Source organism: Rathayibacter sp. AY1A7 (assembly GCF_002930845.1).
Lineage (GTDB): Bacteria > Actinomycetota > Actinomycetes > Actinomycetales > Microbacteriaceae > Rathayibacter.
Window position 1 is genome coordinate 470,198 of the sequence record NZ_PSTL01000001.1, and the last position, 10,486, is coordinate 480,683.

Sequence of the window (10,486 nt, forward strand, 5' to 3'; positions counted from 1 at the left end):
ACCGCGCCGCCCGGGCCGGCCCCGTCACTCCGGAGGCGCGATCCGCCTGCCCCGGACGTGCACCGCGGCGATCGCCGGCTCGCGCAGGGTCATCAGCAGGGCGAAGAGCAGCTGGGCCGTCGCCTCCTCCTCGTCGTCCGCGCGGATCCCGTGGGCGAGGACGTCGGCGAGCGGCTCCCACCGGTCGGGCTCGATGCGGAGGAAGTCCGCGTCCTTCCCGGGGTCGAGGCTGCCGAACCGGTCCTCCTGGTCGAGCGCCCGCGCGCCGGCGAGCGTCGCCGTGAACAGGAGCTCGGCCGGATGCAGGGCGACGGCCGCGTCGCCGGGCTCCGAGAGGTGCACCTTGAAGGCGTCGTTCGCCACTCGCGCCAGCAGCCACTCGTCGCCCGCGCCCACGTCCGAGCCGAGGGCGACGGTGACCCCCGAGGCGACGGTCCGGCGCCAGGGCATGGTGCCGGAGCCGAGGAACTGCTGCGAGGTCGGGCAGTGGGCGATCGAGGTGCCGGTCTCCTCCATCCGGTGCAGCTCCGCGTCCTGGCAGTGCACGGCGTGGGCGAGGATCGTGCGCGGCCCGAGGAGGGAGGAGCCGCCGCGCGCCGAGCCGGGCAGGAAGAGCCCGTCGTAGGTGTCGAGGTAGCTGCGGGTGCCGTACGAGCCGAGCACGGCGGCGATCTCGCCGTCGCCGGGCCGGTCGTTCTCGTTGAGGTGGCTGTGCACGTAGACGCCGCGTCCGCGGACGTCGTCGTAGAGGTCGCCGAGCGCTCCGAGGGTCCGGGGAGTGACGGACAGCGAGAACCGCGGGACGAGCGCGACCTGCAGGAGCTGGTCCCTCCCGTGCCAGCGGTCGATCTCTTCCGACGCGAGCGTCAGCGCCTCCTCCTCCGAGGTGATCAGGGGCGCCGCCGAGGCCGGGCCCGTGGTCTGGATCCCGCGCCCCGACACGATCCGCAGCCCCGCCTCGCGGCTGCGCTCGAAGAGGGCGTCCTGCGCGGCCGGGAACGCGGAGCCGAAGACCATCGCGGCGGTCGTGCCCGCGGCCACCCGCCGCCGGGTGAAGGCGCGCGCGACGACGTCGGCGAACTCCGGGTCGGCGAGCCGCGCCTCCGCCGGGAACACCGTCCGGTCGAGCCACTCGAGCAGCTGGCCGCCGCCGAAGCCGTCGGTCGAGAACGTCTGGGGGAAGTGCACGTGCGCGTCGACGAAGCCGGGCAGCAGGATCGACGCGGCGTCGCCGGAGACCGGCAGGAGAGCGAAGCGGTCCGGCAGCTCGCGGTACGGACCGACCCAGGCGATCGTGCCGTCCTCGTCCACGGCGAGAGCGCCGTCCGGGATCGACACCAGCGACTCCCGCGCGGTCGCGAGCGTCGCACCCCCGGCGACGTGCAGCACGTGCCCCCGGTGGACGCCCCCGGCGCCGGTCACACCAGGCCCGTGTAGGCGGTCCAGGCGGATCCCGCGGGCGGCGCGTCGTCGCGGGTGACGCTCGCCTGGATCAGCCCGTAGGGGCGGTCGGCGGCGTGGAAGACCTCGTTGTCGTTCTCGACGCCGAAGGGCGAGAGGTCGTAGACGAAGTGGTGCTTGTTCGGCGCGGAGAGACGGATCTCGACGATCTGCGGGTACTCCTCCAGGACCGCCTTCCCCATCTCGAAGAGCGTCTGCTGGAGGGCGAGGGAGTGCACGGTCGCGAAGCGGCTCGTCATGAGCGCCTTGACGCCCGCGTAGACCGCCTCCCAGTCCATCGCCGCGATCTCGTCCTCGCTCAGGGCGAAGCGCCACTTCGCGACCAGCGAGGTCGCCATCACCCGGTCGTTCGTCGGCTGGAGGACCGTGTACGGGTCGGTGAGGAAGCCGTGGAACTCGCTCCCCGTGGACTTCAGGATCGTGAGGTCCTTGAAGCCGCCGGTGATCCAGATCCGCCGCTCGTCGCCCGAGCCCTCGACCGTGACCGACGCGATCCGCGTCTCCTGGCCCTTCCGGACCCAGGTGTGGTCGTGCTCGCGCCCGTCCACCAGCACGCGCTCCCAGGCGAACTCCTCGATCTCGATGCGGGCGCCGTGGACGGGCTCGTAGCCGTCGACGAAGTGGCGGGCCAGCTCGAGGCCGTAGGGCTCGATCGAGCGCAGGCCCTTCTCCTTGGCGAAGGCGTACGCCGTCTGCTTCTGCGTGTCCGTGGGCAGGACGGCCGACTGGTCGCCCTCTCGGTGCGCGGCCTCGAAGTCGCCGCGGAGGGCCGTGGAGACGTTGACGTCGTGGATCTCGTGCCGCGGGGTCTCGCGGTAGATCCGCACGACGCGGTTCTCGGCCTTCCCGTACTGGTGGTCCCCGAGGATGATCGACATGTCCGCTCCTGTCCGTTCCGTGCGGCCGGGCCCGGTCACGCGGTGGTGACCGTCCTGCTCGCGGCTCCTGCGAGCCCGTCTGCCAGCCTCGCGCCTGCCGGCGGCTCCGCGCACCGGCGGAGCATCCCGAGGAGCCGCCGCCGGGACTCCGAGTCTTGTGCGATCCGCCCGCTCCGCGGCTCCGACCCGCCTCCGTTCACACGCTCGAAACCTGCCGATGACACGGCGGCGCTCGGCGTGAGCGGTCGAGCTCCCCGAGGTGTCGTCAGGGAGGCGGGGGATCGGCGGGTCGAGGTCAGGGGCGGGTGAGGAGGCGCCCGGCGGGCGGGACCGTCGCGGCGGTGACTCGGCGGCCGCCCACCCAGGTGGCGGCGACGGCGCCGCGGAGGACGCGGCCCTCGTAGGCCGAGACGGGGTTCCGGTGCGAGAGGGCGTCGACGTCCACGCGCCACTGCGCCTCCGGGTCGAACGCGACCAGGTCGGCGTCGGACCCCGCGTGCAGCAGGCCCTTCTGGCCGAGCCCGGCGAACGCGGCGGTCGCCGTGGACATCCAGGCGACGACCTGCTCGAGCGGGATGCCCCGCTCGCGGGCCCCGGTCCAGACCGCGCGGAAGCTCAGCTCGAGTCCCGAGATCCCGCCCCAGGCGACGCCGAAGTCGCCGCCGGCGGGGAGCTTCAGCTCGGCGGTGGCGGGGGAGTGGTCCGAGGCGATGATGTCGATCGTCCCGTCGAGCAGCCCCTTCCAGAGCAGCTCGCGGTTGCGCTCGTCGCGGATCGGCGGGCAGCACTTGAACTGCGTGCCGCCGTCGGGGATCGAGCCGGCGTCGAAGGTGAGGTAGTGCGGGCAGGTCTCGGCGGTGATCGGCAGCCCCTCGGCCTTGGCCTCGCGCAGGAGCGGCAGCGCGTCGGCGGAGGAGAGGTGCAGGATGTGCGCGCGGCAGCCGGTCTCGCGGACGGCCTCGATCACGTGCAGGATCGCGCTGCGCTCGGAGGCGGGCGGGCGGGAGTCGACGAACGCGCCGTAGGAGGCGCCGGGCTCCAGCGCGCTCGCCTCCAGCTCGGCCGGGTCCTCGGCGTGCACGATCAGCAGTCCGTCGAAGGCGGCGATCTCGCGCATCGCCTCGACGAGCTGCTCCCGGCTCAGGTGCGGGAACTCGTCCACTCCGCTCGGCGAGAGGAAGCACTTGAAGCCGAAGACGCCCGCGTCGTGGAGCTCGCGCAGCGTGCCGAGGTTCGAGGGGATCGCCCCGCCCCAGAATCCGACGTCCACCTGCGCCTGCGGCCCGGCGGCCGCGCGCTTGGCCTCGAGCCCCGACACCGTGGTGGTCGGCGGGATCGAGTTCAGCGGCATGTCGATGATCGTGGTGACGCCCCCGGCGGCGGCCGCGCGGGTGGCGGAGGAGAAGCCCTCCCACTCCGTGCGGCCCGGCTCGTTGACGTGCACGTGGGTGTCGACGATCCCCGGGATCAGGACCTGGCCCTCGGGGAGGACGATCTCCTCCGTGGTCCGCCAGGGGGCGTCCCGCTCGCCGACCGCGACGATCAGGCCCTCGGCGATCGCGATGCTGGCCGGACGCCGGCCGTTCTCGGTCAGCACGTCGGAGGCGCGGATCACGAGGTCGAGGAAGGGAGCGTCGTCAGGCATGGATCGACCCTATACTCGGCATGTTTCCTGCGTGTGAGCGCCCGTCGGCGGCTCCGCCCGGCCTCCCCGCAGCCCCGGCGCCGTCGCCTCCCGTCCGAGAAGAGGAGGCCGTCGTGCTCGACATCGCCGACCCCCTGCTCGAGCGCGTCGAGGCGGGCGGGAGCGTCGCGGTCGTCACGGTCACGCACGTCTTCGGCTCGGCTCCCCGCGCTCTCGGCTCCTCGATGGCGGTGGACGCGGAGGGGCGCGCGATCGGCTCGATCTCCGGCGGCTGCGTCGAGGCGCAGGCGTACGCGCTGGCCCAGGAGGTGCTCGGCACCTCGGGCAGCGCGTCCGAGCACTTCGGCTTCGACGACGAGGCGGCCTTCGCCGCGGGCCTGTCCTGCGGGGGGCAGCTGCGCGTGTTCGGCCAGGTCGTCGACTCCGGCTCCACCGCGGTCCTCGCCGAGCTGCGCGCCGCCCGCGCCGGCCGCTCGGCCGCGCTGGCGATCGTCGTCGGCGGCCCGGAGGAGCTGATCGGCCTCGTCCTCACCGGAGCGACGCGCCTCCAGGACGTCGTCGGCCCGCACCTGGACGAGGACACCGCCCGCCGCATCCTCGCCGAGCGCGAGGCGCGCCTGGCCTCCGGCCGCTCGGCCACGGTCGAGACCGCCTGCCGGAGCGCCGAGCTCGAGATCGCCTACATCGTGCACGCCGAGCGGCCGCGCCTGCTGATCTACGGCGCCGTCGACTTCTCCGCCGCGCTCTGCTCCGCCGGATCCCTGCTCGGCTACCGCGTGACCGTCTGCGACGCGCGTCCGGTGTTCGCGACCGCCGAGCGCTTCCCCGGCGCCGACGAGGTCGTGGTCGAGTGGCCTTCCGACCACCTCGCCCGCGCCGAGGTCGACTCGCGCACCGTGATCGCGGTGCTCACGCACGACGAGAAGTTCGACATCCCGCTGCTCGAGACCGCGCTCGCGCTCCCGGTCGCCTACGTCGGCGCGATGGGATCGCGGCGCACCCACGAGCGGCGGCTGCGGCTGCTGCGCGAGGCGGGAGTGACGGAGGAGGCGCTCGCCCGCCTGCACTCGCCGATCGGCCTGGACATCGGCGCGTCGACGCCGGAGGAGACGGCCGTGTCGATCCTCGCGGAGGTCCTCGCCTCGCGCACGGGGACGTCCGGGGAGCCGCTCGCGGGGCGCTCGGGCCCGATCCACGCGGCGCGCTGAGCCGCACGTCCTCCCCTGACGGCGCGCCGTCGTGATCGCGCCGGCCTGCTCGCACTCCGGCGGGAAACGGCCGCGAAACACCGCGCTGCCATGCTCGGGGCATGCAGCGCCACGTCCTCACCGGAGCCCACGTCGCCACCGTCGACGCGCACGGGACCGAGCACCCCGTCGGCCACGTCGTCGTCGACGACTCCCGCATCGTCGCAGTAGGAGCCGGCGACCCTCCGGCGTGGGCCCTCGACGGACGGTCCCCGACGGGCCTGCCGGCGCAGGAGGCGATCGCGCTCACGCGGGTCGACGGCCGCGGCCACCTGCTCACTCCCGGGCTCGTCAACACGCACCACCACCTCTACCAGTGGCTCACCCGCGGCTGGGCGCAGGACTCGATCCTCTTCGACTGGCTGGTCGCTCTCTACCCCGCCTGGTCCCGCATCGACGCCGACCTGACCCGCTCCGCCGCCCTCGGCGCGATGGGCGTCCTCGCCCGGTCCGGCTGCAGCACCGTCGCCGACCACCACTACGTCTTCCCACGGGGCTCCGGCGACATCGTCGGCGGCATCGTCGACGCGGCCGGCACCCTCGGCCTCCGGCTGCACGCGACCCGCGGGTCGATGGACCTCGGCGAGTCCCGGGGCGGCCTCCCGCCGGACTTCGCCGTCGAGACCACGGCGGCCGCGCTCCAGGCCAGCGGAGAGGCGGTCCAGCGGTACCACGACGCCTCCGCCGACGCGATGGTGCGGGTCGCGATCGCCCCGTGCTCGCCGTTCTCGGTGACCACCGACCTGCTGCGAGAGTCGGCCGTCCTCGCCCGTCAGCTCGGGGTCCGGCTGCACACCCACGGCTCCGAGACCGTGGAGGAGGACGCCTACACGCGGGAGGCGTTCGGCCTCTCGCCCACCGACCACCTGGAGTCGCTCGGCTGGCTCGGCGACGACGTCTGGATGGCGCACTGCGTCCACCTCGACGCCGACGCGATCGCGAAGTTCGCGGCCACGGGCACCGGAGTCGCGCACTGCCCGTCCTCGAACGGCCGGCTCGCGGCGGGCATCGCGCCGATCCCGCAGCTGCTGGCTGCGGGAGCCCCGGTCGGCCTCGGCGTGGACGGCGCGGCGTCGAACGAGTCCGGTCAGCTCGGCTCCGAGATCCGCGCCGCGGTGCTGATGAACCGCCTGCGCGCCGGCGCCGACCGGATGAGCGCCCGGCAGGCGCTCTCGGTCGCCACCATCGGCGGGGCCCGGGTGCTCGGCCGGCAGGACGAGATCGGCTCGATCGAGGTCGGCAAGCTCGCCGACCTCGCGCTCTGGCGGATCGACGGGATCGAGCACGCGGGCATCGCGGACCCGGTCGCGGCGCTCGCACTCGGAGCGCAGCCCCCGCTGAGCCTGCTCCTGGTGCAGGGTCGCCCGACCGTGCGGGAGGGACGGCTGGTGAACGCGGACGAGGACGCGATCGCCCGCGAGGTCGCCCGGGCGAGCACGGAGCTGGCGTCGCGCGTCTGAGCTGCGGCAGCCGATCGGCGCTCAGCCCGTCGTCGTTCAACCGGGCGGCGCCTCCGCCTCGACGGTCGCGACCGGGGCGGCGTCCGGGTGCAGGAGCCGCCAGATCCGGTCGCGGGAGAGCGGCAGCTCGGTCGGCCGCACGCCGATCGCGTCGCGGACGGCGTTGGCGAGTGCGGGGGCGACCGGGTTGTAGGGCGCCTCGCTCATCGACTTCGCGCCGAACGGCCCGAGCTCGTCGGCGGTGTCCGCGAAGAGCACCTCGGTCTCGGGCACGTCCGCCATCTGCGGGATGTGGTAGTTCCGCAGGATCGCCGTGGTCACGGTGCCCTCGCCGTCGAGGATCACCTCCTCGTACAGCGCCGAGCCGATCGCCTGCGCCACTCCGCCCTCGACCTGCCCGCGGCACTGCGCCGGGTTGATCACGAAGCCGGCGTCGGCCGCCTGCACCGACTGCAGGATCCGCACCTCGCCCGTCGGCTCGTGCACCGCGACCCGGAAGCCCTGGACGTTGAACGCGAGCGAGCGCTGAGCGCCGTCCTCGCTCCCGGTCGCGGTGACCGGTCCGCCGGCCGCGCGGACCAGATCGGCGAACGCGACCCGGGTGCCGTCCGGAGCGAGCAGGCCCTCGTCGTCGGGCTCGAAGGTCTCGTCGTGCCCGGTCAGCCGCTTCGCGAGCGCCTGCAGCTCGGCGAGGAGGCGCGTCGCGGCCGAGTGGACGGCCTTGCCCGCGACCACCGTGCCGGCGCTGCCGAACGCTCCGGTGTCGTAGCGGGCCGCGTCCGTGTCGGACTGGCGGATCCGCACCCGGTCGGCCGAGGCGCGGAAGGCGCTCGCGACCAGCTGCGTGTGCACGGTGGTCGTCCCGTTGCCGAACTCGGCCGTGCCGACGCCGATGGTCAGCACTCCCTCGGCGTCGACGGTGACGGTCGCCTCCGAGAAGTGGCCCCGCGGTGGGATGGTGGCGATCATCGCCAGTGCCGTGCCCTGCCCTGTCCGCCACCCCGGTCCGTCGGGGGCGGGGGAGCCGCCGCCGCCGGCCAGTGCCGCCTCGGTGAGGTCGAGGCACTGGTCGAGCCCGTAGGAGGCGAAGCCGATGTCGTCGCCCTCGACGTGCGTGACCACCAGCGGCTCGCCCGGGCGCACCGCGTTGATCCGCCGCAGCTCGAACGGGTCGATCCCGAGCTCGCGGGCGAGATCGTCCATCGCCGACTCGATGCCGAAGATCACCTGCCCGAGGCCGTAGCCGCGGAACGCCCCCGAGGGGAGGTTGTTCGTGTAGACGGCCTGCGCGTCGACGCGCTTGCTGGGCGCGCTGTAGACGGCGACCGACTCCGAGGTGCCGTGGAACATCACGCCGGGTCCGTGGTTGCCGTAGGCGCCGGTGTCCGAGAGCACGTCCACGGCGAGGGCGGTCAGCCGTCCGTCGCGCCGGGCGCCGAGCGTGACGCCGACCCGCATCGGGTGTCGGCAGGGGGCCATCGTGAACTCGTCGCTCCGGGTGAACTCGAACTGCACGGGCCGGCCGGTGGCGAGCACGGCGAGGGCGACGACGTCCTCCGTCAGGATCTCCTGCTTGCCGCCGAAGCCGCCGCCCACCCGTGCCGTGAAGACGCGGACGGTCGACGGATCGCGGTCGAACAGGCGCGCGATCTCGTCGCGCACGAGGAAGGGCACCTGCGTCGAGGTCCGCAGCACCAGCTCTCCGCCCTCGAGCCAGCCGATGGTGCCGTGGGTCTCGAGAGCCGTGTGCGCGACCCGGGAGGTCGAGTACCGGCCCTCGACGACCACGTCGGCCTCAGCGAGTCCGGCGGCCACGTCCCCGTGCTCTCCGTGGAGCTCCGCGACGACGTTCGCCTCCGGCCGGGCGATGCGCGAGGCGATCGGATCCTTGTCGGCGTGCAGGAGCGGCGCGCCGGGGGAGCGCGCCTCCTCCGGGTCGAAGACGGCGGGCAGCACCTCGTAGTCGACTTCGACGGCGCGGCAGGCCGCCTCCGCCTCGGCCACCGACTCCGCGACCACCACGGCCACGCGCTGCCCGCGGAACCGGACGACGGTGTCGAGCATGCGGGTGTCGTCCGGGTCGTCGAGCCGGGACTCGTGGCGGGCGGTGGAGTAGAGGACGTCCGGGACGTCCTCGGCGGTGAGGACCGCGACGACGCCCCGCATCGCACGGGCGGCGGTCGTATCGATCGAGCGGATGCGCGCGTGGGCGTGCGGGCTCTGGACGACCTTCAGGTGCAGCAGGCCGGGGACGGCGACGTCGAGGGTGAACGGCTCGCGGCCCTGGACGATCCGCCGGCCGGCGGGCGCGCCGAGCGAGCGGCCGACCCGGGACTCCTCGGCCGACGGGCGACCGGTGCGGCGGACGGGGGTGAGACCCGACGGCGGGGCCGCGTGCCGTCCGCGGACCGGGGCCTCCGTGCGATCCGCTCCGGACGGCTCGGCCGCGTGCGCGCCGTGCCCGGACGCGCAGGCGCCCGTCACGGCCTCGCGGATGGGGCGGTAGCCCGTGCACCGGCAGAGGTTGCCCTTCATCAGCCGCGGCACGTCCTCGGCGCGGACTCCGTCGAGCGCCGTGGCCGTGACCACCATGCCGGCCGTGCAGAAGCCGCACTGGAACGCGCCGGCCTCGACGAACGCCTCCTGCACCGCGCTCGGCTCCTCGGGCGTGCCGAGGCCGGCCGCGGTCGTCACCTCGCGCCCCTCGACGCGGTGGGCGGGGTAGAGGCAGGAGTGGAACGGCGTCCCGTCGACGAGGACGGAGCAGGCGCCGCAGTCGCCGGCGTCGCACCCCTTCTTCACCTCGAAGTGCTCGTGGTCGCGGAGGAGGGTGCGCAGCACCTGGCCGGGGCGGGGGGAGGCGTCGACCGGCTCCCCGTTGACGGTGAACCTCATCGGGCGCCTCCGGTCAGCTCGGTGCGGATCTCCTCGGCGAGCACGCGGACGACGGCGTGGCGCCAGTCGGCGGCTCCGTGCGGGTCGGTGAACCAGGTCGCGACGCCGTCGACGGCCGCGGCGAGCTCGGCCGAGGAGGGAACGGCGGCGAAGCGGAGCAGCTCCGGCCGGACGGTCGCCGCGGTGATCGTGAGCACGAACGCGCCGTCGGTGTCGAGGCGGCCGATGACGACGGCGCCGGAGCGTCCGAGAGGGGAGAGCGCCGTCTTGCGGAACGCGGTGCGCGCCCGGAGGGAGGAGAGCGGGAACTCGATCGAGCGGATGACGTCGTCCCGGGCCAGCGAGGTGGTCATGTTGCCGGTCACGAGCTCGGCGACCGGCACGGCGACGTCCGAGCCGTCGGCCCGCCAGACGAGGGCGGTGGCGTCGAGCGCGGCGGCGAGGCTGATCATCGGTCCTGCGGGCAGGGCGTTGGCGATGTTGCCGCCGACAGTGGCGACGTTCCAGATCTTGAAGGAGCCGAGCAGGGCCGTGCAGCACTGGAAGAAGAGCGGATGGGCGGTGTCGCCCGCGTCGGGCATCGCGGCGAGCTCGCTGAGCGTGCAGGTCGCTGCGATCGAGAGCCCGGCGTCCGTGCGCACGATCGGCTCCCACGCGAATCCCTGCAGGTCGAGGAGCTCGTCGAGGTGGTCGTGGGGCAGGGAGAACACCCAGGAGCCGCCTCCGATGACCGCTGAGCGCGGCCCGCGGCCCGCCAGCTCGGAGCGCTCGCGCACCACCCGGACGCGCTGGATCGTGTTCAGGTCCATGCCGCGCCTCCGTCCCTCGCCCGTCGGGCGTCTCCCCCCAGTGAACCCCACCCGTGTGACGCCCGACGGGCGAGGGACGGAGGCGCGGCAT

At 74.3% G+C, this 10,486-nt stretch carries 7 protein-coding genes; 2 read left to right on the forward strand and 5 right to left on the reverse strand.

What is annotated here, in order from left to right; translation table 11 throughout:
- Positions 1-24: 24 nt before the first annotated feature.
- From C5B95_RS02120 to allB, 3 genes are all read right to left on the reverse strand, one after another.
- Positions 25-1,422, reverse strand: coding sequence for an amidohydrolase family protein (locus C5B95_RS02120; RefSeq protein ID WP_104348360.1), 1,398 nt, complete (start codon positions 1,420-1,422; stop codon positions 25-27).
- Positions 1,419-2,339: a factor-independent urate hydroxylase gene (gene pucL, locus C5B95_RS02125; protein WP_104234587.1), complete on the reverse strand. Its 921-nt coding sequence runs from the start codon at positions 2,337-2,339 to the stop codon at positions 1,419-1,421. The genes C5B95_RS02120 and pucL overlap by 4 nt, the downstream gene beginning before the upstream one ends.
- A 295-nt stretch (positions 2,340-2,634) precedes the next feature.
- Positions 2,635-3,984: an allantoinase AllB gene (gene allB, locus C5B95_RS02130; protein ID WP_104348361.1), complete on the reverse strand. Its 1,350-nt coding sequence runs from the start codon at positions 3,982-3,984 to the stop codon at positions 2,635-2,637.
- 113 nt (positions 3,985-4,097) lie between these two features.
- Between allB and C5B95_RS02135 the strand changes: the two genes are divergently transcribed.
- A complete protein-coding gene (locus C5B95_RS02135; protein ID WP_104348362.1) occupies positions 4,098-5,192 on the forward strand; it encodes an XdhC family protein in 1,095 nt (364 codons plus the stop codon).
- A 101-nt stretch (positions 5,193-5,293) separates the two neighbouring features.
- Positions 5,294-6,691, forward strand: coding sequence for an 8-oxoguanine deaminase (locus C5B95_RS02140; protein WP_104248247.1), 1,398 nt, complete (start codon positions 5,294-5,296; stop codon positions 6,689-6,691).
- A 36-nt stretch (positions 6,692-6,727) separates the two neighbouring features.
- On the opposite strand, the gene C5B95_RS02145 is transcribed toward C5B95_RS02140, so the two are convergent.
- Positions 6,728-9,586: a molybdopterin cofactor-binding domain-containing protein gene (locus C5B95_RS02145; RefSeq protein WP_104348363.1), complete on the reverse strand. Its 2,859-nt coding sequence runs from the start codon at positions 9,584-9,586 to the stop codon at positions 6,728-6,730.
- A complete protein-coding gene (locus tag C5B95_RS02150) occupies positions 9,583-10,395 on the reverse strand; it encodes an FAD binding domain-containing protein (protein WP_104348364.1) in 813 nt (270 codons plus the stop codon). Before C5B95_RS02150 ends, C5B95_RS02145 begins: the two co-directional genes overlap by 4 nt.
- Between the last annotated feature and the right edge of the window lie 91 nt (positions 10,396-10,486).